General features: G+C 72.6%; 22 protein-coding genes and 1 pseudogene. 11 read left to right on the forward strand and 12 right to left on the reverse strand.

The features are described from left to right. Positions 1–5: 5 nt before the first annotated feature. Positions 6–1,175, forward strand: a complete 1,170-nt coding sequence (locus GLX25_RS11465; protein ID WP_166548743.1) for an FAD-dependent oxidoreductase — start codon at positions 6–8, stop codon at positions 1,173–1,175. 229 nt (positions 1,176–1,404) lie between these two features. On the opposite strand, the gene GLX25_RS19485 is transcribed toward GLX25_RS11465, so the two are convergent. Next, positions 1,405–1,539: a hypothetical protein gene (locus tag GLX25_RS19485; RefSeq protein ID WP_420837652.1), complete on the reverse strand. Its 135-nt coding sequence runs from the start codon at positions 1,537–1,539 to the stop codon at positions 1,405–1,407. Between GLX25_RS19485 and GLX25_RS11470 the strand changes: the two genes are divergently transcribed. Continuing rightward, positions 1,531–3,570: a heavy metal translocating P-type ATPase gene (locus GLX25_RS11470; RefSeq protein WP_420837653.1), complete on the forward strand. Its 2,040-nt coding sequence runs from the start codon at positions 1,531–1,533 to the stop codon at positions 3,568–3,570. The two genes, GLX25_RS19485 and GLX25_RS11470, sit on opposite strands and share 9 nt — an antisense overlap. A gap of 52 nt (positions 3,571–3,622) precedes the next feature. Here GLX25_RS11470 and GLX25_RS11475 read toward each other — a convergent pair whose 3' ends face one another. After that, positions 3,623–5,065: an MFS transporter gene (locus tag GLX25_RS11475; RefSeq protein WP_155842583.1), complete on the reverse strand. Its 1,443-nt coding sequence runs from the start codon at positions 5,063–5,065 to the stop codon at positions 3,623–3,625. 206 nt (positions 5,066–5,271) lie between these two features. Between GLX25_RS11475 and GLX25_RS19380 the strand changes: the two genes are divergently transcribed. The 3 genes from GLX25_RS19380 to GLX25_RS11490 all read left to right on the forward strand — a co-directional run bounded on the left by GLX25_RS19380 (position 5,272) and on the right by GLX25_RS11490 (position 8,020). Continuing rightward, positions 5,272–5,757, forward strand: coding sequence for an MFS transporter (locus GLX25_RS19380; RefSeq protein ID WP_205719875.1), 486 nt, complete (start codon positions 5,272–5,274; stop codon positions 5,755–5,757). After that, positions 5,706–7,310, forward strand: coding sequence for an MFS transporter (locus GLX25_RS18545; RefSeq protein WP_205719876.1), 1,605 nt, complete (start codon positions 5,706–5,708; stop codon positions 7,308–7,310). The genes GLX25_RS19380 and GLX25_RS18545 overlap by 52 nt, the downstream gene beginning before the upstream one ends. A gap of 98 nt (positions 7,311–7,408) precedes the next feature. Beyond that, entirely contained in the window at positions 7,409–8,020 is a 612-nt protein-coding gene (locus tag GLX25_RS11490) for a YggT family protein (RefSeq protein WP_166548744.1), read from the forward strand. 25 nt (positions 8,021–8,045) lie between these two features. Here the strand turns inward: GLX25_RS11490 and GLX25_RS11495 are convergent, their stop codons facing one another. From GLX25_RS11495 to GLX25_RS11515, 5 genes are all read right to left on the reverse strand, one after another. Then, positions 8,046–9,338 (reverse strand): ATP-binding protein, encoded by a 1,293-nt coding sequence (locus tag GLX25_RS11495; RefSeq protein WP_155842586.1) that lies wholly within the window; start codon positions 9,336–9,338, stop codon positions 8,046–8,048. Positions 9,339–9,439: 101 nt separating this feature from the next. Beyond that, positions 9,440–9,751 (reverse strand): hypothetical protein, encoded by a 312-nt coding sequence (locus GLX25_RS11500; protein WP_155842587.1) that lies wholly within the window; start codon positions 9,749–9,751, stop codon positions 9,440–9,442. Positions 9,752–9,762: 11 nt separating this feature from the next. Then, positions 9,763–10,221, reverse strand: a complete 459-nt coding sequence (locus tag GLX25_RS11505) for a phage baseplate assembly protein V (protein ID WP_205719877.1) — start codon at positions 10,219–10,221, stop codon at positions 9,763–9,765. Beyond that, complete coding sequence (locus tag GLX25_RS11510) at positions 10,218–11,036, reverse strand: hypothetical protein (RefSeq protein ID WP_155842588.1); 819 nt, start codon at positions 11,034–11,036, stop codon at positions 10,218–10,220. The genes GLX25_RS11505 and GLX25_RS11510 overlap by 4 nt, the downstream gene beginning before the upstream one ends. A gap of 114 nt (positions 11,037–11,150) precedes the next feature. Next, complete coding sequence (locus GLX25_RS11515; protein WP_166548745.1) at positions 11,151–12,125, reverse strand: helix-turn-helix transcriptional regulator; 975 nt, start codon at positions 12,123–12,125, stop codon at positions 11,151–11,153. Between the two features lie 231 nt (positions 12,126–12,356). On the opposite strand from GLX25_RS11515, the gene GLX25_RS18550 reads away from it, so the two are divergent. Beyond that, a complete protein-coding gene (locus tag GLX25_RS18550; RefSeq protein WP_205719878.1) occupies positions 12,357–12,767 on the forward strand; it encodes a DUF7882 family protein in 411 nt (136 codons plus the stop codon). A 10-nt stretch (positions 12,768–12,777) separates the two neighbouring features. On the opposite strand, the gene GLX25_RS11525 is transcribed toward GLX25_RS18550, so the two are convergent. Beyond that, the gene (locus GLX25_RS11525; RefSeq protein WP_166548746.1) at positions 12,778–13,821 is read right to left on the reverse strand and encodes an alcohol dehydrogenase catalytic domain-containing protein; all 1,044 of its coding nucleotides are present in this window, start codon (positions 13,819–13,821) and stop codon (positions 12,778–12,780) included. Positions 13,822–14,011: 190 nt separating this feature from the next. On the opposite strand from GLX25_RS11525, the gene GLX25_RS11530 reads away from it, so the two are divergent. Next, positions 14,012–15,001 (forward strand): EamA family transporter, encoded by a 990-nt coding sequence (locus GLX25_RS11530; protein WP_155842590.1) that lies wholly within the window; start codon positions 14,012–14,014, stop codon positions 14,999–15,001. Positions 15,002–15,011: 10 nt separating this feature from the next. Continuing rightward, a complete protein-coding gene (locus GLX25_RS11535) occupies positions 15,012–15,710 on the forward strand; it encodes an alpha/beta fold hydrolase (protein WP_155842591.1) in 699 nt (232 codons plus the stop codon). 25 nt (positions 15,711–15,735) lie between these two features. Here the strand turns inward: GLX25_RS11535 and GLX25_RS11540 are convergent, their stop codons facing one another. The 3 genes and pseudogenes from GLX25_RS11540 to pip all read right to left on the reverse strand — a co-directional run. Next, a complete protein-coding gene (locus tag GLX25_RS11540) occupies positions 15,736–16,497 on the reverse strand; it encodes an alpha/beta hydrolase (protein WP_155842592.1) in 762 nt (253 codons plus the stop codon). Then, positions 16,497–17,378 (reverse strand): KPN_02809 family neutral zinc metallopeptidase, encoded by an 882-nt coding sequence (gene ypfJ / locus GLX25_RS11545; RefSeq protein WP_155842593.1) that lies wholly within the window; start codon positions 17,376–17,378, stop codon positions 16,497–16,499. The genes GLX25_RS11540 and ypfJ overlap by 1 nt, the downstream gene beginning before the upstream one ends. Before the next feature lie 501 nt (positions 17,379–17,879). After that, a pseudogene (pip, locus tag GLX25_RS11550) lies at positions 17,880–18,833 on the reverse strand (prolyl aminopeptidase); the annotation flags it as partial. 122 nt (positions 18,834–18,955) lie between these two features. On the opposite strand from pip, the gene GLX25_RS11555 reads away from it, so the two are divergent. The 3 genes from GLX25_RS11555 (at position 18,956) to GLX25_RS11565 (ending at position 20,787) form a co-directional block, all read left to right on the forward strand. Beyond that, positions 18,956–19,450: a DUF427 domain-containing protein gene (locus tag GLX25_RS11555; RefSeq protein ID WP_155842594.1), complete on the forward strand. Its 495-nt coding sequence runs from the start codon at positions 18,956–18,958 to the stop codon at positions 19,448–19,450. A 24-nt stretch (positions 19,451–19,474) separates the two neighbouring features. Further along, complete coding sequence (locus GLX25_RS11560; protein ID WP_155842595.1) at positions 19,475–20,488, forward strand: malate dehydrogenase; 1,014 nt, start codon at positions 19,475–19,477, stop codon at positions 20,486–20,488. Positions 20,489–20,580: 92 nt separating this feature from the next. Further along, a complete protein-coding gene (locus GLX25_RS11565; RefSeq protein ID WP_155842596.1) occupies positions 20,581–20,787 on the forward strand; it encodes an HPP family protein in 207 nt (68 codons plus the stop codon). 60 nt (positions 20,788–20,847) lie between these two features. Here GLX25_RS11565 and GLX25_RS11570 read toward each other — a convergent pair whose 3' ends face one another. After that, positions 20,848–22,974: an acyl-CoA dehydrogenase family protein gene (locus GLX25_RS11570; RefSeq protein WP_155842597.1), complete on the reverse strand. Its 2,127-nt coding sequence runs from the start codon at positions 22,972–22,974 to the stop codon at positions 20,848–20,850. Positions 22,975–23,023 lie beyond the last annotated feature (49 nt).

Raw genomic sequence — 23,023 nt, forward strand, 5'->3', positions numbered from 1 at the left:
TGGACATGACTTCAGGACACGCAGTGATCGTCGGGGCGGGCGCCGCCGGCTGGTCCGCAGCCGACACGCTCGTACGATCGGGCTGGCCGGGCCGGGTGACGATCGTCGACCCCGCCGGGGCGACGAACCGCACGCTCGTGAACACGGGCGTGCTCACGGGGCTCCTGAACCGGGAGCAGCTGAGCCGACCGATCCCGACGGGAACCGAGCTGCTGCAGGACGAGGTGGAGGCGATCGAGGAGGTCGGGACGGTGCGCCTGCGGTCCGGCGGCCGGCTCGCACCCGACGCCGTCGTGATCGCGTCCGGCAGCGTCCCGCGTCCGGCGTCCTTCGAAGCGGATGCCGGTGCTCCGCGCTCACGGATCCTGCCCCTGCACTCGGCGGAGGATGCGGAACGGATCCGCGGCCTCGTGCCGTCGAACGGCGCAAGCGTCGTGATCCTCGGCGCCGGCCTCGTCGGCTCGGAGACCGCGTCGCTGCTCGCCGACGCCGGCGTCGACGTGACGCTCGTCGCCCGATCGACACTCCCCCTGCGCGAGCAGCTCGGTCCGACCGTCGCATCGGAGCTGCTCCGGCGCCATCGCGACCGCATCCGGGTCCGCACCGGGCGCAGCGTCGCGCGCGCCACGACCCGGTCGAGCTCGGCCGTCATCGAACTCTCCGACGGCGAGACCCTCGAGGGCGACGCCGCTATCGTGGCGCACGGCACGCTCGCGCGTCGCCCGGCATCCGGCTCCGACCGGGGCGCGATCACCGTCGACGCCCGACTGCGGACCGGGCTCCGCGGGGTCTACGCCGCCGGCGGCGTCGCGTCGATCCTCGCGCACGGCACCGTCATCCGCGTCGACCACTGGGATGATGCGGCAGCCCAGGGAGCCCACGCCGCCCGCTCGATCCTGCACGATCTCCTCGGCGGGCCGGATCCCGGCGAGTACCGGTTCGAGTCCGGGTACTCCAGCCGGATCCACGGTTCGATGCTCACCGCGTGGGGCGTGGCCACCGATCGAACGGAATGGTCGCGACACGTCGACGGCGCGACCGTGGGCGTCGGGCGCCACCTCGGACACGTCACCGCGGTCACCGGCCTCGACGCCCCGCTCGTCGTGCGCGACCTCGCGGCGTCGGCGAGCCGGGACCTCCGCGACTCGTTGTCACTGTACCCCACAGGGGTATAATCGCTCGTGCTGGCGCCGACGAACGGCGATCGCCGTTCGCCTGGCGATGCGGAAGGGCGAGACGATGGACGAGCACGCGCGGAATCACCCGAAGTCGACGACTCCGGCCGGTCACGAACTCGACGAGCACGGCGGCCACGCCCACCACCACGAAGCGGATGCCGCGAGTCCCGCGATGCAGATGCACGGGTCGCACGGCGACCACGACGCGCACGGCGAGCGCGACGACTCAGAGCACGCAGGGCATGCCGGCCATGCCGGCCATGCCGGCCATGCCGGCCACGCTGAGCATGCCGAGCACGACGCACATGGCGGTCACGCCGAGCACGACGCGCACACCGGCCACGCCGGTCACATGGGCCACGCCGGCCACGGCGACCATGTCGGCCAGTTCCGCAGGCTCTTCTGGATCAACCTCCTCCTCGCCGTTCCGGTCGTCGCCTTCTCGCCGATGTTCGCCATGATCATCGGCTACGACCTGCCCGAGCAGGCCTGGGTCGGGTGGATCTCGCCGGTGCTCGGCACCGTCATGTACGTCTGGGGCGGTCGCCCCTTCCTGACGGGCGCCGTGAGCGAACTCCGCGCGCTGAAGCCGGGCATGATGCTCCTCATCGGGCTCGCCATCACGGTGGCGTTCGTCGCGAGCTGGGGCGCGACCCTCGGGCTGCTCGACCACGAGCTGGACTTCTGGTGGGAGCTCGCCCTCCTGATCGTGATCATGCTCCTCGGGCACTGGCTCGAGATGCGCTCGCTCGCGCAGACGACCTCCGCCCTGGACTCGCTCGCCGCCCTGCTGCCCGACGAGGCCGAGCGCGTCGAGGGCGACACGACCGTCACGGTCGACCCCTCCGAACTCCAGGTGGGCGACGTCGTCGTCGTCCGTCCCGGAGGCCGCGTGCCCGCCGACGGCGTGGTCGTCGCCGGTTCGGCGAGCATGGACGAGTCGATGATCACCGGCGAGTCGAAGACGGTCCGACGGAGCGACGGGGACCACGTCGTCGCCGGCACGGTCGCCACCGACTCGGGGATCCGGATCGAGATCTCCGCCGTCGGCGAGGACACGGCGCTCGCCGGCATCCGTCGTCTCGTCGAGGACGCGCAGAACTCGTCGTCACGCGCCCAGCGGATCGCGGACCGCGCGGCAGCCTGGCTGTTCTGGTTCGCGCTCGGCGCGGCCGTGATCACCGCGACCGTCTGGGGCCTGCTCGGGCTGCCCGACGAAGCCGTCGTCCGCACGATCACGGTCCTCGTGATCGCGTGTCCACACGCGCTCGGCCTCGCGATCCCGCTGGTCGTCTCGATCGCCACGGAGCGCGCGGCGCGCGGCGGCGTGCTGATCAAGGATCGGCTCGCGCTCGAGAGCATGCGGACCGTGACGAGCGTCCTCTTCGACAAGACCGGCACCCTCACCAAGGGGCAGCCGACCGTGATCGCGATCGAGCCGGCCTCCGGTCGCGACCCCGAGCAGGTGCTCTCGCTGGCCGCCTCCGCCGAGATGGACTCGGAGCACCCGCTCGCCCGCGCGATCGTCGGCTCCGCGACCGAGCGCGGCCTCGATCCCGCTGCCGCGACGGACTTCGAATCCGCTCCGGCCGTCGGCGTCACCGCGCGCGTCGGCGGGGACACGATCCGCGTCGGCGGGCCGCACCTGCTCGCCGAAGAGGGCGTCGACGAGCTCGCCGTCGCCGATGAGTGGCGCGCCGACGGCGCGATCATCCTGCACGTGCTCGAGAACGGGTCGGTGATCGGCGCCCTGAAGCTCGCCGATGCGATCCGGGACGAGTCCCGCGACGCGGTCGACGCGCTGCACGAGCTGGGCCTGGAGGTCGTCATGATCACCGGCGACGCCGACGCGGTCGCCCGGTCCGTGGCATCCGACCTCGGCATCGACCGGTACTTCGCCGGCGTGCGCCCCGAGGACAAGTCGGCGAAGGTCCAGGAACTGCAGCGCGAGGGCCGGAAGGTCGCGATGGTCGGCGACGGCGTGAACGACGCGCCCGCGCTGGCGCAGGCGGATGTCGGCATCGCGATCGGTGCGGGGACGGATGTCGCGATCGCGTCGGCCGGCGTCATCCTCGCCAGCGACGACCCGCGTTCGGTGCTGTCGGTGATCGAGCTCTCGCGGGCGAGCTACCGCAAGATGAAGCAGAACCTGTGGTGGGCCGCCGGGTACAACCTCATCTCGGTGCCGCTCGCCGCCGGCGTGCTCGCCCCGATCGGGTTCGTGCTGCCGATGTCGGTGGGCGCCATCCTGATGTCGCTCTCGACGATCATCGTCGCCGGGAACGCGCAGCTCCTCCGCCGCCTCGACCTCCGCCCCGAGACGAGCACCCGCGAGCTCCTCGGCGACCGCGCGTCGCGCGGCGCCGACGAGCCGGTGCACGCCCACCACTGAACGCGACGGAGGCGCGGGCCGCACGGCCCGCGCCTCCTCTCCCGATCGGACGTCAGGCGTCCACCGGGACCTGCTCGTCGGCGACGGCCTCGGCCTCGCCCGCCCGCTTCGCCGCGCGAAGCGTGACTGCGGCGATGAGTCCACCGACCACCGCGATGGCCGCGGCGCCGATGAAGGCGGCCGAGTACCCCGAGGTCAGCGCCACCGGCCCGGTGCCGGTCCCGACCACGGCCGAGCTGAGCGCGGTCACGGCGGCCAGGCCGACCGCGGAGCCGATCTGGTAGCTCGTGTTCACGAGCCCCGAGGCGACACCGGTCTCCTCGGGCCGGGCCACGCCGATCGCGGTGCCGAGCGACGGGATGAACGCGAGCGCCATGCCGAACGCGGCGACCAGCGACGCGGGGAGCACGTCCACCACGTAGTTGCCGTCGGGCCGGACGAACCCGAGCCACACGAGCCCGGCGGCGAGGAACGCGAACCCGGCGATGATGAGCGACTTCGCGCCGAAGCGCGCCAGGAGTCGCGGGGCGACCGTGGTCATGCCGAGCACGATGAGCACGGTCATCGGCAGGAGTGCCGCACCCGCGGCGAAGGAGCTCGCTCCGAGCACCTGCTGCAGGTAGAGGTTCAGGAAGAACCACATCGGCACCCATGCGGCGCCGAGCAGCAGCTGGGCCGTGTTGGCGGCGCCGAGCTGCGGCGTGCGGAAGATCCCGAGGCGCAGCAGCGGCTGCCGGGCGGCGCGCTGCACGATGAAGAACAGGCCGAGCAGGATGACGCCTGCCGCCAGCGCGATGAGCACCTCGAGCGAGGCCCAGCCGATCTCCGGCGCACGGACGATGCCGTAGACCAGGGCGGCGAGACCGGCCGTGCCGGTCACGGCGCCGAGGATGTCGACGGAACCGCGCTGACCGGCGACCCGCGGGAGGGCGGCGGGAGCGAGCAGGATGACCGCGAGCGCGATCGGGACGGTGATGTAGAACACCCACGGCCAGCTCGTGTACTCGGTGAGCACGCCGCCGAGGAAGACGCCGGCGGTGCCGCCCAGCGGGGCCGCGGCGCCGTAGACCGCGAACGCCTTCGGCAGCTGCGGCGTTCCGCCGAAGAGCGCCATCAGCAGGCTCAGGGCGGCCGGCGCGATCAGCGCGGCGCCCGCGCCCTGGACGGCACGACCGGCGATCTCCATGCCGACGCCGGTCGCCGCACCGGCGAGGACCGAGCCCAGCGCGAGGACGCCCCATCCGGCGAGGAACACCTTCCGGGCGCCGAAGAGGTCGGACAGTCGCCCGCCGAGGAGCAGCAGGCCGCCGAACGCGACCACGTAGGCGTTGAACACCCAGGAGAGGGACTCGGGCGTGAACCCGAGCTCCGCCTGCATCTCGGGGAGGGCCACGCCGATGATCGACGTGTCCATGATGACGACGAATTGGGCTGCCGCGATGAGCGCGAGCCCGAGCCAGCGGCGCCGTGATGCGGCCGCGGTTGGTTGGGACATGATCTTCTTTCTCCTTCCGGGGCCGAATACCCCTGCCGGGTATCAACGTATACCCCTATAGGGTATTCCCGTGCAACCGCGGTCCCCGTCCTTCCCAGCGGCGTCGCGCCCACGAGGGCGAAGTCGGATGGATGGATCGGGAATACCCCCTAGGGGTATCAGGTTGACACGGGTATCCCGACCCCGGTCCTCGCAGGAGGAAGACCATGCGACTGTTCAAGATCCGCGCCTACCGCCACCTCTTCAGTGCGCAGGTCATCGCCCTGTTCGGCACCGGACTGACGACGGTCGCCCTCGGCCTGCTGGCCTACGACCTCGCCGGGCCGCAGGCGGGTCAAGTGCTCGGCACGGCGCTCACGATCAAGATGGTCCTGTACGTGGTCATCGCCCCGATCGCGGCCGCGTACATCGACCGGCTCCCCCGGCGGGCGTTCCTCGTCACCCTCGATGCGTTGCGTGCCGGGGTGGTCCTCGCGCTGCCGGTCATCACCGAGGTGTGGCACGTCCACGTCCTGATCGGCCTCCTCCAGGCATCCTCGGCGGCGTTCACTCCGACGTTCCAGGCGGTGATCCCGGACATCGTGACCGACAAGGCCGACTACACGCGCGGGCACTGTCCGCCTCGCAGGTCGCGTACACCATGGAGAGCCTGCTCAGCCCGGTGCTGGCCGCCGTCGCACTCAGCTTCATGAGCTTCAGCTGGCTGTTCCTCGGCACGTCGATGGGCTTCATCCTGTCCACGCTGCTCGTCCTCTCGACCCGCATCCCGAACGCCCGCCGAGGCGCACGTTCCGGCGCGTGGGACCGTGCGACCTCCGGGATCAGGACGTTCCTGCGCACACCGAAACTCCGGGGCGTGATCGCCCTCAACCTCGTCGTCGCGGCCGCCGGCTCGATCGTGATCGTCAACACCGTCACCTACGTGCGCGACGAGCTCGGCGGCACGCAATCGGCCGTCGCCTGGATGCTCGCCGCGTCCGGCACCGGCTCGCTGGTCGCCGCGCTCACCCTCCCGCGCGTGCTCGATCGGATCGCCGAGCGCACGGTCATGCTGACCGGCGCCGCAGCCCTGTCGGTCGCCACGATCACGGCCGCCGGTCTCACCGCCGCGGGGATCATCACGTGGGCCGGCACGGCCATCCTCTGGCTCCTGATCGGAACCGGGATGGCGATGATCGTCACCCCGACCGGACGGATCCTGCGCGGATCGGTGGAACCCACGAGACTGCCCCAGGTCTTCGCCGCCCAGTTCTCGCTGTCGCACCTCGCCTGGCTCATGACCTACCCGATCGCCGGATGGCTCGGCACGACCATGGGGCTCTCGGTGACCTGGTCCGCACTGGCCGTCCTCGCCGTGGCCGGCGCTGCCGCGGCCCGGTTCCTCTGGCCCCGGGCGATGCACGCGGCACCGAGCACCCAACGGCGGCGCCGCTTCGACCGCGCGCACCGCTCGCCACGGCCGCGACCGGGCACCCCGCGATGCACGCGTGGACCGCGACCGGCGCGGATCGCGCCTAGGGTGTGGCTAGCGGAGGGAGACTCGATGTCAGAGGCATCCGAATCGATCTCGTCGGCGCTCACGGTCGTGCAGGTCGCCCTCGAGTACATCGGCACGGTGGCGTTCGCGATCTCGGGCGCCGTCGCCGCGGGCCGGAAGAAGATGGACCTCGTCGGCGTCGTGGTGCTCGCCTGCATCGTCAGCGTCGGCGGCGGCACGATCCGCGACCTCCTGCTCGGCGCCACCCCCGTCTTCTGGGTGAGCAACCCGACGTTCGTGCTGGTCGGCGCGGTGACAGCGCTCATCGTCGTCCCGCTCTCGCGGACGCGGGCGCTCGACCTCCTCCAGCAGTTCCGCATCGTGCAGGTCTCGGATGCCGCGGGCATGGCCCTGTTCGTGGTGGTCGGCACCAACGTCGCGATCGCCGCAGGCGCCGACCCGATCGCCGCGGCGATCGTGGGCGTCATCGCGGGGGTGGCCGGCGGGATCATCCGCGACATCCTGGCGAACGAGGTCCCCGACGTGCTCCGCGGCGGGCAGTTCTACGTGACCGCCGCCCTCGCCGGCGCGCTCGTGTACGTGCTGCTGCTCGGGTTCGACCTCGACGAGATCGTGGTCTTCTGGGTGCCGATCGTGATCATCCTCGCGATCCGCATCGCCTCGGTGCTCCTGGGATGGGGCGTGCCCACGTTCCGGTACGGCGCGCCGCCCACCGGCCCGATCTCCACGCGCGACCGCGACGTCTGATCGCTCGACGACGGGACCCACGTCCCTTGCGCCGGACCCGGCAGACACGGTTGGCTGGTCGGGTCGCCTCGCGACGCGCGAGGGGGAGGGGGACCCCGATGAGCCGCACCGACACCGCCGCCGAGACCGCCTGGAAGCCGCCGTGGTACCTGCGGCTGCTGAAGATCGCGACCTGGATCCTCTACCTCTGGGTGCTCATCGGCGTCATCGCGCTCTCGCTGCGCGTGTTCCTGCTGCTCTTCGCCGCGAATCCCGACGCCGGATTCGCGGCGTTCGTCTATCGCGTCTCCGACGCCTACCTGCATCCCTTCCGCGACATCTTCCCGACGCGCGACCTCTCCGACGGCGGCTACCTCGACGTCTCGGCGCTGTTCGCGATCATCATCTACGCCCTCATCGCGGGCGGGATCGGTGCCGGGGTGGCCGCGATCGGCCGTCGGATCGAGCGGTCCGAGCGGCAGCACCGCGAGGAGATGGACCGGATGGCGCGCGCACAGCAGCAGGCGCAGGCCCAGCAGGCACAGGCCCAGCAGGCCCAGCGGGCGCAGGGCGTCGGGACGACCCCGTCGGGCGCCCAGGCCATCGTGGGCGGGTATCCCGCCGGCCAGATCCCGACCGGCGGAGCGGGCTATCCACCGCCGCCGGGTGCGGCACCCGGCGCGGCACCGGGCGGAACCACGGCTCCCCCGGGTCCGCTGCCGCCCTACTGAGTGCCGGTCGCCGAAGCAGACCCGCTCACACCCGCGCGAGCGCCTCGATGTCCTCGAGGAAGGCGGCGGTGGTCTCCGGCGAGACGGTGGTCCGCGTGCCGGCGATCGCCTCCAGGTAGTCCGACGTCGTCGGCCCGGGGCGCTCGGACGCGCCATCCGTCCCGCCCGAGAGCGCGGCCTCGAACGCGCGCTGCGATGCGCTGCGCGCGGCGAACTCGATGTCGGCCGGCGAGAACCCCGCCGTCCGCTCGACGAGCACGTCGAGGTCGACCTCGTCGGCCACGGTCTCCGGGACGTAGCGCTGCCAGATCGCCGTCCGCGCCGTCTCGTCGGGCAGTCCGATGGGGATCACGTAGTCGAACCGGCCGTGGCGGAGGAAGGCGCTGTCGAGCGCCCGGATGAAGTTCGTGGCGCACACGAGCAGTCGGCCCGGCTGCTCGCGGAAGGCCGGGATGATCTTCAGCAGCTCGTTCGTGACGCCCTGGAGGGGCGAGGGCGGTTCGCCTGAGCGCTGCGCCGCGATCTCCTCGACCTCGTCGATGAACACCACGGCGTGCTCGAGCTCCGCGATCTTGGTGAAGGTCTCGCGGAGCGCCCCGGCCAGCCCGCCCGGATCGGCCGCGAGCCGCGACGGGAACACCTCGACGAACGACCACTCGAGCCGTGACGCGATGGCCTTCGCGAACGTCGTCTTGCCCGTCCCGGGCGGGCCGAAGAGCACGACCGCGCGCGGCGGAACGACCCCGAACCGTTCCGCGAGGTCGGGCTCGGAGAGCGGCATGACGAGCCGCTGCTCGAGGATCTCCTTCTCGCGCCGCATGCCGGCGACGCCCTCCCACAGGTCGCGCGGGAGGATGCGGCCGCCGAGCTCGGCGAGCGAGCTGAGCTCCTCGCGCTGCACGGGGATGCGGCGTTCGTAGTAGCGGAGGTGCTGCCGGAGGTCGAAGCCCTGGCGCCGGAACGCGTCGACCCGCGTCTCCTCCGCCTCGGGCACGAGTGCCGACAGCTTGCCGAGGCCGTGCGGCTCCATCTTCTTCTCGAGGGCGGCGAGCAGTGCGGTGCCGATCCCGCGCCCGCGCCATTCCGGGGTCGTGGCGAGGAAGACGATCCAGCCCTGGTTGTGGGCGGCCCGGCCGACGACGGCGCCGACCACCTCCTCGCCGTGCACGGCGACCAGCGCGTCGTCCTTCTCGCACGAGGCGAGCACCTCGCTCAGGCCGTAGACGGGCTCGATGGGCGAGTCCGTCGCGTGCTCCCAGAGATGGAGGATGCCGTCGAGGTCATCCCGATGGAACTCCCGAATCCGCCACCCGGTCATCCGCCGTCCTCCCGCCGATGCGTCTCCGGCGTCGTCGCCGTCCCGCCAGCGTACGGCGGCGGCGCCCAGCGGGAGAATTCCGTGACGCCGCGGGGCCCCGATCACCCGGCGCGGACCCGGTCGCCCCGGACGACGACCGTCAGGTCGGCGCCCGACGGGTCGCCGACGAACCGATCCGATGCCCGGACGACCGGCACGCCCCCGATGCTCACCCGGCTCGAGCCGCCGATGCCGTGCGCGGTGACGCAGCCGTCCGGGCCCTCGCCGCGGCATCCGCTCATCGCCCATCGGGTCGCGACCGTGACCGCCGGGAGACCGTCCACTCGCACGCGCGCCTCCGCGACGAGCGGCGCGGCGATCCCGCCGTGCGGGCAGCGCACCTGCGTCCCTGCGTCGACGATCGGCTCGGTCACGGGGCGTCGCCTCAGGTGACCGTGAGGCCGCCGCGGTTGACGTCGACCGACGGACCGGAGAGCGTGATGATCGCACCTCGACCCGTGTCGATGGAGATCCCGCTCTCGGACAGGGTGACGGCGGCCCCCGTCGAGGTGGTGATGCGGATGTCGCCGGGCCGGAGCCCGTCCGCGCCGGCCGGGTCGAACCATCCGCCCACCCAGATCGGGCGGGCCGGATCGCCGCCCTCGAACTCGACCCACACGGATGCCCCGACGGACGGGATCCAGGCGATGCCGCCCGCGCCCGCCGCCGCCGGGAGGCAGGGCATCGCCCACGGCGTCTCGACCTCGCCGAGCACGGCCGGCACGGACACGCGGATCCGACCCATCGCCTGCGGGTCGGTCGCGTCGACGCAGGTGCCCCGGTACTTCCCCCAGTACGGCGCGCCCACCAGGTCCTCCGCCCCCGACGTCCGCGCCGCCCTCATCCGGGCCGCACGATCAGGGGCTCCTCTTCGAGCGGCGGGGCCTGCTCCTCGATTGCCTCGTTCACGGCCTGCTCGATGTCCATGGAGTCGTTGACCCGCCCGACGAGCCGCTTCGCGACGGCCGCCGCGAACGCCTGGGCGTCGAACGGCGGCGAGCTCGGCGAGAGCTTCTGCAGGTACTGCCGGATGATGCTGACCTGGCCCTTGGTGATGTCGCTGATGTCGCCCGTCCGGAACTTCTGGAGGAGCACGAGATCCGCGGGGTTGCTGATCTTCACCCACCGGCCGGAGTCCGAGAGCGCGTACAGCGCGTTGTCTCCCGGGTCGGTCGGGTTCACGATGCGGAAGGTCATGTCGTCGTCCCTTTCATCGTCGGGCCTCGGACGCCCGAGGGCGTCCACGCCGGCCAGCGTCTCCGATCCCCACCTCATCGACCAGCCGCGATAGCTCGGCAGGCCGTAGTCGGCGAACGCGATCGTCCCGATCGCGGTGCCGAAGTTGTCGACGCGGGAGGACGCCATGAGCAGGGTGTGGTTCCCGCCGCCGATGTCGATGGCCGTGTGCCCGCATTCCACGCCGTCGATGAACACGCCGGCCCAGTAGTGGATGGCGCCGCGCGGCGCCGCACGCCAGTCGGCGTGCAGCGAGCCCGAGGACGACCCCGCCTCCAGTGCGGTGCCGAACGACCGCCCGAAGCCGCCCGCCCAGAACACGAGCGCGGCGCACCATCCGGCCCACGACAGGTCGAACTGGCCGACGTCCTTCGTCGGATGCGCCTTCGCGAACGCGATGGCCTGTTCGACGGTGTTCGGCATGCCTTCCCCCGACTGCCGTGGCGCGGAATCCCCCGGTCCCCCGAACCGGCTTCCGCTCCGCCCGGCGCGAATGCTACTCCGGTGACGGGGGCGCGGCAACGGACGGTGTCGGGCTCACCCGCGAGCGGTCGAGGACATCGCGCGGCGCCGCACGCCGACGGTCTCCGAGGGCAGCTCGCCGAACTCGCGGGCGTAGGACTCGGCGAACCGCGAGAGGTGCACGAAGCCCCACCTGCGGGCGACGGCGGCGATGCCCTGGGCGGGCGGAGCGAAGCGCAGCTCGTCGCGAACTCCGGCGAGGCGGATGCCGCGCAGGTGCTCCGACGGCGACTGTCCGAGCTCCGCGGCGAACGCGGCGTGGAGGCCGCGCACCGAGATGTGGAGGGCAGTGGCGATCCCCTGCACCGTGATGGGTTCGGCCGCGTGCGCGTGCATGTGGTCGACGGCGGTCCGGACGACCGCGGACCTCGCGCCGACCGACATCAGTCGCCCGTCGAAGTCGAGCCGGACGACCTCGAACGCGTACACGTAGGCGACCGCGAGCCGGTTGAACGCGGCTTCGGCGACGAGCGGCTCGGTGAACGCCTCGGGGGCGACGAGCATCGCCGACCGCACGCGGTCGGCGATGCGCTCCCAGTTCCGGCCGAGTTCCGGGCTCCGCGGCGCGACCGTGACGAATCCGGGCTCGGCCGCCGGGTCGCCCGTGATCGCGCGCGCGACGGCGGTGACGCCCGCGCGGTCGAGCATGATGGCGCGCGCGGCGACCGCGCTCCACCTCGCGGCCATGCCCTCGGGTGCCTGCAGGTACGGCAGTGACGTGTCGATGGGGGCGCGACCGTGCCGCAGCTCGAAGCCGCGACCCTTGGCAGAGATGACGACGAGGTCGTCGGAGCCGGCGACGGACGCCGCCGAGGCGGAGAAGGCGTACTCGATCACGGTGAACGACGGCGCCGCATCGAACCTGAGACGGACCCGGAACTCGGCGGGGTCGGCGCGACCGAAGGCGAGCCGAGGGACCATCGGCTCGAAGGCGCGGCACGCCGCTTCCGGGTCGCGCGTGTCGATCGCGGACCGGGCGAGTCCGATCATGGAGCTCCCTGCTCCCGGCATCGGGGGAATGCCGGGTCCGGCAAGTGTACGGTGCGGATCCCCGTCCGCCTATCCGGATTCGGCAGAGTTCGCCGCCATCGGCCCGGCGCGCCGTCCCCACGGGCGTAGCGTTCGGAGAGCGGGCGGTGCTCGGAGTCGGCGGAGGGGGACCGCGACGATGGCACCGCTCGCGAATCCCCACCAGCGACCCGTCGGAAGGAGTCGGCCGAGATGGGTTCCCTCGTCTACGACAGTCGGCTGTCGATCCCCATGGATGACCGCACGCTCCTCCACCTGCAGGTCGTGATCCTCGGCAAGCTCCGGCGCCGCGAGCACTTCGGCCTCACCGCGACGGTCGACGGCCGCGAGGTGAGCCTGTGGCTCGGCCCGTCGGTCGCGCTGGAGTTCCGGTACGCCGATCGACGCCGGCCCGCCCTGAGCCGCGCCTGGCTCGAACTGCTGGCGGATGTCGCGGCCTCGCGCGACGGCCTGGTGATCGCTCCCGAGCCGGTCGACGAGCCGGACGAGCGGTCGATCCCCCGCACGCCCCGCACGCCCCCGGCGACGCCGGTGACGCCGGTGACGCCGGCCCGGAGGCCCGCGCGCCGGCCGCGGCCGGCGCCGCTGCCCGACGTCGCCTGATCCCCGGCGCCTACAGCTCCACGACCGTCATGCCGGAGCCGGCTCCCCCGGCGCGGCCCATCGCCGAGAGGGCCTCGGGCACGGCGTCGAGGGGGATGGTCCGGCCGACGAGCTCGATCGGGCGGAACGCCTCCGACGCGACCGCGCCGAGCATGTCGGGGTACTCGTGCGCGGCCATGCCGTGGCTGCCGAGGATCTCGAGCTCGCCGTCGATGACCGCGTCCATGGGCATGGCTGCGGTCGCGTCGTCGGCGAGCATGAGGCCGATCTGCACGTGCCGGCCCCGCTTCTTCAGGCTCCGCACCGACGCGAACGAGGTCGCGGGGCTGCCGAACGCATCGACCGACAGGTCGACCCCGCCCCCGCTCGCCTCGCGCACCCGATCGGCCGCGCCCTCGCCGCCCCGGATCGGGGTCGCGCCGAGCTCGGCGGCCGCGGCGAGCGCGGCGTCCGAGACGTCGACGCCGTAGACCGGGACGCCGGCCGCGACGGCGATCATGATCGCGGAGAGCCCGACCCCGCCGCATCCGTGCACCGCCACCTGCTCGCCGGGGTGCAGGCGGCCGCGGGTGATGATCGCGCGGTACGCGGTCGCGAACCGGCACCCGAGGGAGGCCGCCTCGACGAAGCCGAGCGTGTCGGGAAGCAGGATGAGGTTCAGCGCGGCCTCGTCGACGACGACGTACTCGGCGAACGAGCCCCAGTGCGTGAAGCCGGGCTGGCGCTGGGCGTCGCAGACCTGCTCGTTGCCCGCCAGGCACTCGGCGCAGCGCCCGCACGCGCAGATGAACGGCGCCGTGACGCGGTCGCCCACTTCCCAGCCGGAATCGACCGGCACCTCGGATCCGAGCTCCGCGATCTCGCCGGCGAACTCGTGGCCGGGCACGTGCGGCAGTTCGATGCCGGCGTCGTGGCCCATCCACCCGTGCCAGTCGCTGCGGCACAGCCCGGTCGCGCGCACGCGCACGACCGCGCCGCGCGGCGGGCAGGCCGGACGATCGACGTCGACGAGTTCGGGTTCGTCGCCGAATCCGCGGTACATGACGGCGCGCACAGGTCCTCCTCCGGATGGTGGCCGGCCGCCGGCCGAGCGGCACCGTGCGCCGGGTCGCGCGCCCCCTCGGCGATGACGTGACGGATGCCGCGGCGAGGCGACCCACGGAATCCTATCGGGCGCGGCGGCTCCCGCGGCGGCGCGCCGTCGCCACTTCCACCGTGGACCAGATTGTGTAACAATCCTTCCCATGCGTTCCGTCATGCTCGTGCTCGCCGCCGCCGTGTGCTTCGGCACGACCGGCACCGCCCAGGCGCTCGGGCCGGCCGCCGATCCGGTCTCCGTCGGCGCGGCGCGCATCCTGATCGGCGGCGGCGCCCTCGCCGCGGTGGCGTTCGCACTGCAGGCCGCCGGACGTCGGAGCGGTGCGACCGGGACATCCGTCGCCCCGTCGTCGGGCGGCCGCGCACCGCGCCTGCCCGCGTGGGTCGCCGTGGCCGTCGGCGCGGCCGGCGTCCTGGCCTACCAGCCGGCGTTCTTCGCGGGCACCGCGGCGAACGGCGTCGCCGTCGGCACGGTCGTCGCGCTCGGGTCGGCACCGGTGCTCACGGGGCTCCTCGACTGGGCGCTCCGTCGTCGGTTCCCCGGCGGCACCTGGGTCCTGGCGACCGCGCTCGCGACCGTCGGGGTCGCGGTGCTCGCGTCGGCGAGCGGCACCGGGCCGAGCTCGGTCGACCCGCTCGGGGTCGCGGCATCCGTCGGCGCGGGCGCGTCGTACGCCGTCTACACGCTCGCGGGCAAGTCGCTGCTCGACCGCGGATGGTCCTCACCGGCGAGCATGGGCGCCATGTTCGGCGTCGCCGCCGCGGTGAGCCTGCCCGTGCTCCTGTCCACGGACACGCGCTGGCTCGCGACGGGCGCGGGCCTCGCGATGGCGCTCTGGCTCGGCCTCGTGACGACGACGGCCGCGTACCTGCTGTTCGGCGCCGGCCTGAAGCACCTCGCCCCCGCGACGGTCTCCACCCTGACCCTCGCCGAACCGCTCACCGCGACGCTCCTCGGCGTGCTGCTGCTCCAGGAGCGCCTCCCCGCGTCGGCCGTGCTCGGGCTCGCGGTGCTCGCCTCCGGCATCGTGCTCCTCGCCGCCTCGAGCGGTCGACGGATGCCGCGGCGCACGACGCCGCGCACGGCTGCCGCGACCTCCCGGGGCGTCCCCGTCGACGTCGGAGGCACCCCGTAGCGTCCGGGGAATGGACGTCATCCTCATCCCCGGTTTCTGGCTCGACGCGAGTTCGTGGAACGAGGTGACCCCGGCTCTCGACGAGGCCGGCCACCGCATCCACGCCGTGACCCTCCCCGGGCTCGAGGCACCCGACGCGCCGCGCGCGGGCATCGGCCTCGTCGACCACGTCTCGGCGGTCACCCGGCTGGTCGACCGGCTCGGCGAGCGCGTCGTGCTCGTCGGACACTCCGGCGGCGGCACGGTCGCCCAGGCCGTCGCCGACGCGCGACCCGACCGCATCGCGAGGGTCGTGTACGTCGACGCGGCGCCCATGGGCGACGGCGACACCATCAACGACGAGCTCCCCGTCGTCGGCGACGAGATCCCCCTGCCCGAGTGGTCGGTGTTCGGCGAGGGCATGCTCGCCGGCCTCGACGACGACGCGCGGCGCCGCTTCCGCGAGCGGGCGATCCCGGAGCCCGCCGCCGTCGCGAGCGACCCGCTGCACCTCACCGACGAACGCCGACTCGACGTGCCGACCACGATCATCACGTGCGAGTACCCGAGCTCGCAGATCCGGGCCTGGGTCGCCGACGGCGCTCCGTTCGTCCGCGAACTGGCCGCGATGCGCGACGTCGACTACGTCGACCTGCCCACGGGGCACTGGCCGCAGTTCTCGCGACCGGTCGAGCTCGGTCGCATCCTCGTCCAGACCCTCGAGCGCTGACGCGCCGGGAGCACGACCGATCGGGTCACTCGGCGTCGCCGCGATCCGCGAGGAACTCCGCCACCGCGGTCGAGATGTCGTCGCGGACCGTCTGCCGATCGGCCGTGGCGACGCCGTCACCGGGCTGCGGCCCGTAGTCGCCGAACGAGGCGTGGTTCGCGCCCTCGAGGAGCACCGATTCCGCATCGGCCGGCAGGAGGTGCGCTGCGCTCGCGACCTTCTCGGGCGTGCTCAGCCCGTCGTGCTCGCCCACGAGCGAGAGCACATCGAGCTCCGTGCCCGACAGGTCGTTCGCGCAGTAGCTGCCGAAGAGCATCAGGCCGACGACGCTCGGACCGCCCGCGGCATCCGTCGACCCCTCGGCCAGTTGGCACGCCCGCACCCCGCCGAGGGAGTGCCCGCCCACGAACCACTGCGCGACCTCGGGCGCGTCGTCGGTGAAGGCCGACAGGGGGCGGGTGTCGAAGAACGCGAGGTTCAGCGTGGGATGCGTGATCACGACGGTCATCCCGGTCTCCTCGACGATGCCGCTCAGCTTGTAGAGGTAGGCGCTCGGCTCCACCTTCGCGCCGGGGATGAACACGAGCCCCGCGTCGGAATCGCCGGAGGTCGACTCGATCAGGAACCCCTCGTCCGTCCGGCTGATCTCCACGGAGTCGGAGCGCCAGGCGTCGAGCGACGGCTCCCGCTCGCCCTGGAACAGGATGTTGGCCCAGACGAGGAACACGACCACGGCGAGCGCGAGGATCGCGACGATCCCGGCGACGGCCGCGACGGCGCGCCGCATCAGAGCTGCGATCCGTCGACCTGGAACGTGTTGCAGGCGCCGACGCCCTCGTCGTATCCGGCCGCGAACCAGCGGACACGCTGCTCGCTCGTGCCGTGGGAGAAGGTGTGCGGGGTGACCTGGCCCTGCGTCGCCTCCTGGATGCGGTCGTCGCCGACCGCGGCCGCCGCGTCGATGGCCTGCTGGTACTCGGCGGGGCTGATCGGCCGGAGGAAGGTCTCGCCGTTGGCGTCCTCGGTCGTCGCCGCGGCGCCGGCCCACGCACCGGCGAAGCAGTCGGCCTGCAGCTCGACGCGCACCGCGTTCGAGGTCGGACCGGTCTGCCCGTCGCGCGTCGACTCGAGCACGCCCGCGATGTTCTGGATGTGGTGGCCGTACTCGTGCGCCACGACGTACATCTCGGCGAGGGGCCCGCCCTCCGCGCCGAACCGCTGCTCGAGCTGGTCGTAGAACGAGGTGTCGATGTAGATCGTCTGGTCGGGCGGGCAGTAGAACGGGCCCGTCGCCGACGACGCGTTGCCGCATCCGGTCGCGACCGCGTCGCTGAAGAGGATGAAACCCTGCGGCCGCACGTAGTCCACCCCGATGCTCGACGACACCTCCGACCAGTAGGCGTCGAGCGAGGCATCCGCGCCCTTCATGCGGCAGTCGATCTGCTCGTTCGCATCCTGACCCGTCTGGCACTGCTCGAGGGAGGAGTCCTCGCTCGTGGTGCCGCCACCCGTTCCGCCCCCGAGGAGCCCGGTGAGGTCCACGCCGAGGAACGAACCGACCAGGACGAGCGCGAGCACGCCGAGCCCGCCGCCGACGGCGATGCCCGTGTTGCGTCCGCGGCGCGAGGTCTTGCCGCCGCCGATATCGGCCTTGGGGTTGAACGTCATGGCACGAAACTACCGCGCCGCGTCGCCGCCGGGCTCCGCCTTCCGCTCCGGGTCGCCGGGGGCTACGCTCGTCGGTCGGTCGGAGGGCGCTCGCGCGTCCTCCTCCTCTTCCTCCTCCTCGACGTCGTCCGCGGCGTCCTCCTCGTCATCGTCGTCGTCATCGACGTCGTCGTCGCTGTCGTCGTCGGCCGCGTCGTCGTCATCGTCATCGTCATCGTCGTCGTCGCTGTCGTCGTCGGCGTCGGCGTCGTCCGCGTCATCCTCGTCGTCGTCATCGACGTCGTCGTCGCTGTCGTCGTCGGCCGCGTCGTCGTCGGCGTCGTCATCGTCGCTGTCGTCGTCGTCATCCTCGTCATCGCCGTCGCCCTCGAGGTCCTCGCGCTCCTCGTCCTCCACGTCCTCCTCGTCGGAGTCGTCCGAGTCGTCGTCGACGGCCTCCTCGCCATCGGCCTCCTCGCCCTCGGCCTCCTCGGCGAACGCATCGCGGGGGCCGTCGACCTCGGCGGCGAACCGATCCGTCGCCGCGATGAGCGCGTCGAGGATCCCCGGCTCGTCGAACGCGTGCCCGGCGTCGTCGATGATGCGGAACTCCGCCTCGGGCCAGGCCCGGTGGAGATCCCACGCGGTCATCACGGGCGTGCACATGTCGTAGCGGCCCTGGATGATCACGGCCGGGATGTCGCGCAGCCGATCCGAGTCGCGGATGAGCTGCCCCTCGTCCCACCACCCGCCGTGTCGGAAGTAGTGGTTCTCGATCCGCGCGAACGCCGTGGCGTACTCGGGCGACGTGAATCGCGCGATGGTGTCGGCCTGCGGCAGGAGCGTGATCGTCGAGGACTCCCACCGCGACCATGCGATCGCGGCCGGCTGGTGCACGGCAGGGTCGGGGTCGGTCAGGAGCCGGTGGTACGCCTCGATGAGGTGCACGCGCTCGCCGATCGGGACGGGCGCGAGGAAGTCCTCCCAGAGGTCGGGGAAGATCGCCGACGCGCCGCCCTCGTAGAACCAGTCCAGCTCCTGGCGACGCAGAGTGAAGATGCCGCGCAGCACGATCTCGGTGACGCGCTCGGGGTGGGTCTCGGCGTAGGCGAGGGCGAGCGCGCTGCCCCATGAGCCGCCGAGCACCTGCCAGCGCTCGATCCCGAGGTGCTTGCGCAGTCGCTCCATGTCGGCGATGAGGTGCCAGGTGGTGTTGGCCGACAGCACCGCACCGGGTTCCGAGGCGTGCGGGATCGAGAGTCCGCAACCGCGCTGGTCGAACAGCACGATGCGGTACTTCGAGGGGTCGAAGAGGCGCCGGTGCGCCGGCGACGTGCCCCCGCCCGGGCCGCCGTGGAGGAACACGACCGGCTTGCCGTCCCGATTGCCCGACACCTCCCAGTAGATGTGCTGGCCGTCGCCCACGTCGAGCATCCCGGTCTCGAGCGGCTCGATCTCCGGATACAGTTCCCTCATCGGTTCCCCCTTGTCCGCTCACGCTAGCGAACGAGCGGATGCCCCGCTCGCGGCGCGCCGCCGCGGCATCCCCGGTCGCGTGGTGTCGGTGCCTTCCCAGCGTCGCCGCCTAGCGTGCGGGCATGCATCCGATCCGAGAACCGGTCGGGCCCGGCCAGGAGTCCGTGTGGGACTACCCGCGACCGCCCCGGGCCGAGCAGGTCGACGTGCGGGTCGCGATCGACCTGGGCGGGCGGCGCATCGTCGACACCCGCGACGTGGTCCGCGTGCTCGAGACCAGCCATCCGCCCGTCTACTACCTCCCGATCGACGCCTTCGCGCAAGGCGCGCTCGTCCCGACGGCGGGATCGTCGTTCTGCGAGTTCAAGGGCGCGGCGCGGTACTTCGACGTGCGCGGCGGGGATCGCTCCGCCCACCGCGCCGCGTGGACCTATCCGACCCCGTCGCCCGGATTCGAGGTGCTCCGCGACCGCGTCGCGGTCTACGCGGGCCCGATGGACGCCTGCACCGTCGACGGTGAGACGGCGCTCCCGCAGCCCGGCGGCTTCTACGGCGGGTGGATCACGTCGATCGTGGCGGGCCCCGTCAAGGGCGCGCCCGGCACCATGGGCTGGTGAGGGTCGCGGCGTAGGCTCGTGCCCATGAGCCGCAGACCGGTCACGATCACGATCACCGGCGCCGGGGGGCAGATCGGCTACGCGCTGCTGTTCCGCATCGCCTCGGGCGCCCTGCTCGGTCCCGACACCTCCGTCCGCCTGAACCTCCTCGAGATCCCGCAAGGGCTCCGCGCGGCCGAGGGCGCCGCGCTCGAGCTGCAGGACTCGGCGTTCCCGCTCCTGACGCACGTCGAGGTGACCGCCGACCCGGTCGTCGCGTTCGAGGGGGCGAACGCCGCGCTCCTCGTCGGTGCGCGGCCGCGCACGGCGGGCATGGAACGCGGTGACCTGCTCGAGGCGAACGGCGGCATCTTCGGGCCGCAGGGGCGGGCGATCAACGACCACGCGGCCGACGACGTGCGCGTCGTGGTCGTGGGCAATCCGGCCAACACGAACGCGCTGATCGCGGCGTCGCACGCCCCCGACGTGCCGAACGACCGCTTCACGGCGCTCACGCGCCTCGACCACAACCGCGCGCTCGGGCAGCTCGCCGCCGCCGTGGACACGCCGGTCGGCGGCATCCGCGGCGTCACGATCTGGGGCAACCACTCGGCGACCCAGTTCCCGGACGTTGCGCACGCGACCGCCGACGGCGACTCGGTGCCCGCGCTGCTCGCCGCCCGGCTCGGCGGCACGGACGCCGCCCGGGAATGGCTCGCGGACCATTTCATCCCCCGAGTGGCCAAGCGCGGCGCGGAGATCATCGAGGTGCGCGGCTCGTCGTCGGTCGCCTCCGCGGCGTCGGCGACCATCGACCACATGCGCGACTGGATGCTCGGCACCGGCGATCGCGGGCGGACGAGCGCGGCGATCTGGTCGAACGGCGAGTACGGCGTCGCCGAGGGCGTGATCTGCTCGTTCCCCGTCGTCGCCGACGGCGGCTCGTGGTCGGTCGTCGAGGGGCTCGGCATCGACGGGTTCGCGCGCTCGCGGATCGACGCGTCCGTCGCCGAACTCGTCGACGAGCGCGAGGCGGTGCGGGCACTCGGCCTGATCTGACGGCGACGGATGCCGCGGCGCGCCGCGAGGCATCCGTCGCCCCCTGCTCGGACGATCGCGGCTGTCGCGACGACACCGCCTACGCTGGCAGCATGGCCGCACGCGAACCGCTCTCGCCCGCACGTCGACGCCAACTCGTCGTCGGCATCGTCGTCGGGCTCATCATCGGACTCGTCGTGAGCCTCTGGACCGGGTTCTGGCTCTGGCTCGCCGCGGGACTCGCGGTCGGACTCGCCGCCGGCGCCATCATGAAGCCGCCCGGCGACGACGAGGGCTCGCAGCGCACGTCGCGGCGCTGAGCCCGCCGCACACGACGACGGGCCGGGCGCTGCGCGCCCGGCCCGTCTCCCCCATTCCCGCTATCGCTTGGACTTCTCCGACTTCTCCGGCGTCGGCAGCGTGCCCGCCTCGCGCTGCGCGGCGTAGTATGCGCGCGCCTCGTCCTGTCGCTGCTGCTCGGCGCCCGACGCGATCGACGCGCGCAGGTGCTCGGGCGCGAAGCCGAACGCGTCGACGAGGTCGAGCGCGTAGGGACGGAGTCGCTCGACCAGGCGGTCGATGTACGCGGTGATGGCCTGCGCGCGCTGCGGCGAGAGCCGGCCGTGGATGAGGTACCACGACAGGTGGGTCTCGAGGAGGCCGAGCCCGAACAGGTCGCGGAGCCAGGTGAGCACCTGCTTCGTGCCCGCGTCCTCGGTGCGCGCGATGCCGCGCGTGAACGCCTCCCACTGGAGCAGCTCGCCGTGCGCGCGAGCCGCCTCGATGAGCTCGTTCTGGTTGCGGTTGAACAGCGCCGCCTGCTCGGCCTTCGAGAGCTTCCGCGCGTCGCGGAGGCGACCGGCGATCTCGCTGATCATGGTCTCGACCCGGTCGGTGAGGAGCTCCCGCTGCGTCTCCTCGTCGCGGAGCTCGTGCACCGAACGCGCGGTCGAGCCGAAGTCGGAGACGATCTGCGCGAGGCGGCGCAGGCCCGTGCCGTGGTAGGCGCGGTCGGCGGCCTGCGCGACGACGTATCGCGCCATCGCGCCGGCATCCGCCTTGGCGAACTGCTTCGAGAAGTCGGTCAGCAGTCGCTTGGCGACCAGCTGGAGGAGGACGTTGTTGTCGCCCTCGAACGTGACGTAGATGTCGAGGTCCTGGCGGAGCCCGACGAGGCGGTTCTCCGCGAGGAAGCCGGCGCCGCCGCAGGCCTCGCGGGCCTCCTGCAGGGTCTCGAGCGCGTGCCAGGTCGACAGCGGCTTCAGGGCCGCGGCGATCGTCTCGAGGTCCTGGCGGTCGTCGTCGGTGTCGGCCTCGCCGGAGAACACGGCGTCGAACTTCACGAGGAACTCGTCGTGCGCGAAGACCTGCGCGTAGGTCGTCGCGAGCTTCGGCAGCAGGCGCCGCTGGTGGCGCTGGTAGTCGAGCAGCACCTCCTCGTCGGTGTCGCTGCCGGCGTTGAACTGGCGGCGCTCAGTGCCGTACGTGATCGCGATCGCGAGGCCCATCGCGCTGGCGAGGGTCGCCGCGCCGTCGAGCGAGACGCGACCCTGCACGAGCGTGCCGAGCATCGTGAAGAACCGGCGACCCGGGCTCGAGATCGGGCTCGAGTAGGTTCCGTCCGCGGCCACGGAGCCGTAGCGGTCGAGCAGGTCCTCGCGCGGCACGCGGACGTCGGTGAAGTGCAGGCGACCGTTGTCGATGCCGTTGAGGCCGCCCTTCAGGCCGTCGTCCTCTCCGCCGATGCCGGGCAGGAAGGCGCCGGTCTCGTCGCGGAGCGGAACGTAGAACGCGTGCACGCCGTGGTTCACGCCCTTCGTGACCAGCTGGGCGAAGACCACCGCGGCGATGCCGTGCAGCGCGGCGTTGCCGAGGTAGTCCTTCCACGCGCCCCGGAACGGCGTGTTCAGGACGAACTGCTCGGTCTCGGGGTCGTAGGTCGCGGTCGTCCCGATGGCCGCCACGTCGGAGCCGTGCCCGGTCTCGGTCATCGCGAACGCGCCGGGGACCTCGAGGGTCATGATGCCGGGCAGGTACTTCTGGTGGTGCTTCTCGGTGCCGAGGTGGAGCACCGCGGCGCCGAAGAGTCCCCACTGCACGCCCGACTTGATCTGCAGGCTCGGGTCGGCGAGGACGAGCTCCTCGAAGGCGGCGATGTTGCCGCCGTGGTCGTCCGCACCGCCGAGGCTCTTCGGGAACGCCTTGTGCACCGCGCCGGACTCGACGAGCAGCCGCAACTGGCCGAGGACGCGCTCGCGGTGCTCGGCCATGCTCTGGCCGTCGATCCGCTGGAAGTCGGGGTGCGCCGCGCGCTCGCGTGCGGCGAGCCGAGCCTCCGGCCAGGTGCCGAGGAGCTGGCGTGCGAGTGCGTCGACGTCGACGACGGGAGCGTCGCTTGCGTCGATCGGGGTGTTGGCGGGAGTGGCCGCCGCGGCACGCTCCGGGGTGCCGGGGCGCTCGGTCGTGTGCGCGGGAGCAGCGTCGGTTCGGGATGCCGTGTCGACCATCGTCGGTTCGTCCTTCGTACGCGGGATAGGGCTGATCCCACGGTACGGC

Origin of the sequence: Agromyces luteolus, from assembly GCF_009729855.1 — a bacterium.
GTDB classification, from domain to species: Bacteria; Actinomycetota; Actinomycetes; order Actinomycetales; family Microbacteriaceae; genus Agromyces; species Agromyces luteolus.

What these genes read in the sequence shown, in the direction of transcription:
- GLX25_RS11490 (WP_166548744.1), top strand. Translation starts at nt 7,409, where the DNA reads ATGAGCCGCACCGACACCGCCGCCGAGACCGCCTGGAAGCCGCCGTGG.
- GLX25_RS11475 (WP_155842583.1), bottom strand. Translation starts at nt 5,065, where the DNA reads ATGTCCCAACCAACCGCGGCCGCATCACGGCGCCGCTGGCTCGGGCTC.
- GLX25_RS11465 (WP_166548743.1), top strand. Translation starts at nt 6, where the DNA reads ATGACTTCAGGACACGCAGTGATCGTCGGGGCGGGCGCCGCCGGCTGG.
- GLX25_RS11530 (WP_155842590.1), top strand. Translation starts at nt 14,012, where the DNA reads ATGCGTTCCGTCATGCTCGTGCTCGCCGCCGCCGTGTGCTTCGGCACG.
- GLX25_RS18550 (WP_205719878.1), top strand. Translation starts at nt 12,357, where the DNA reads ATGGGTTCCCTCGTCTACGACAGTCGGCTGTCGATCCCCATGGATGAC.
- GLX25_RS11510 (WP_155842588.1), bottom strand. Translation starts at nt 11,036, where the DNA reads ATGCCGAACACCGTCGAACAGGCCATCGCGTTCGCGAAGGCGCATCCG.
- GLX25_RS11495 (WP_155842586.1), bottom strand. Translation starts at nt 9,338, where the DNA reads ATGACCGGGTGGCGGATTCGGGAGTTCCATCGGGATGACCTCGACGGC.
- GLX25_RS11535 (WP_155842591.1), top strand. Translation starts at nt 15,012, where the DNA reads ATGGACGTCATCCTCATCCCCGGTTTCTGGCTCGACGCGAGTTCGTGG.
- GLX25_RS11555 (WP_155842594.1), top strand. Translation starts at nt 18,956, where the DNA reads ATGCATCCGATCCGAGAACCGGTCGGGCCCGGCCAGGAGTCCGTGTGG.
- GLX25_RS11515 (WP_166548745.1), bottom strand. Translation starts at nt 12,125, where the DNA reads ATGATCGGACTCGCCCGGTCCGCGATCGACACGCGCGACCCGGAAGCG.
- GLX25_RS11470 (WP_420837653.1), top strand. Translation starts at nt 1,531, where the DNA reads ATGGGCCACGCCGGCCACGGCGACCATGTCGGCCAGTTCCGCAGGCTC.
- GLX25_RS11560 (WP_155842595.1), top strand. Translation starts at nt 19,475, where the DNA reads ATGAGCCGCAGACCGGTCACGATCACGATCACCGGCGCCGGGGGGCAG.
- GLX25_RS18545 (WP_205719876.1), top strand. Translation starts at nt 5,706, where the DNA reads ATGGAGAGCCTGCTCAGCCCGGTGCTGGCCGCCGTCGCACTCAGCTTC.
- GLX25_RS19380 (WP_205719875.1), top strand. Translation starts at nt 5,272, where the DNA reads ATGCGACTGTTCAAGATCCGCGCCTACCGCCACCTCTTCAGTGCGCAG.
- GLX25_RS11570 (WP_155842597.1), bottom strand. Translation starts at nt 22,974, where the DNA reads ATGGTCGACACGGCATCCCGAACCGACGCTGCTCCCGCGCACACGACC.
- GLX25_RS11505 (WP_205719877.1), bottom strand. Translation starts at nt 10,221, where the DNA reads ATGAGGGCGGCGCGGACGTCGGGGGCGGAGGACCTGGTGGGCGCGCCG.
- ypfJ (WP_155842593.1), bottom strand. Translation starts at nt 17,378, where the DNA reads ATGACGTTCAACCCCAAGGCCGATATCGGCGGCGGCAAGACCTCGCGC.
- GLX25_RS11540 (WP_155842592.1), bottom strand. Translation starts at nt 16,497, where the DNA reads ATGCGGCGCGCCGTCGCGGCCGTCGCCGGGATCGTCGCGATCCTCGCG.
- GLX25_RS11565 (WP_155842596.1), top strand. Translation starts at nt 20,581, where the DNA reads ATGGCCGCACGCGAACCGCTCTCGCCCGCACGTCGACGCCAACTCGTC.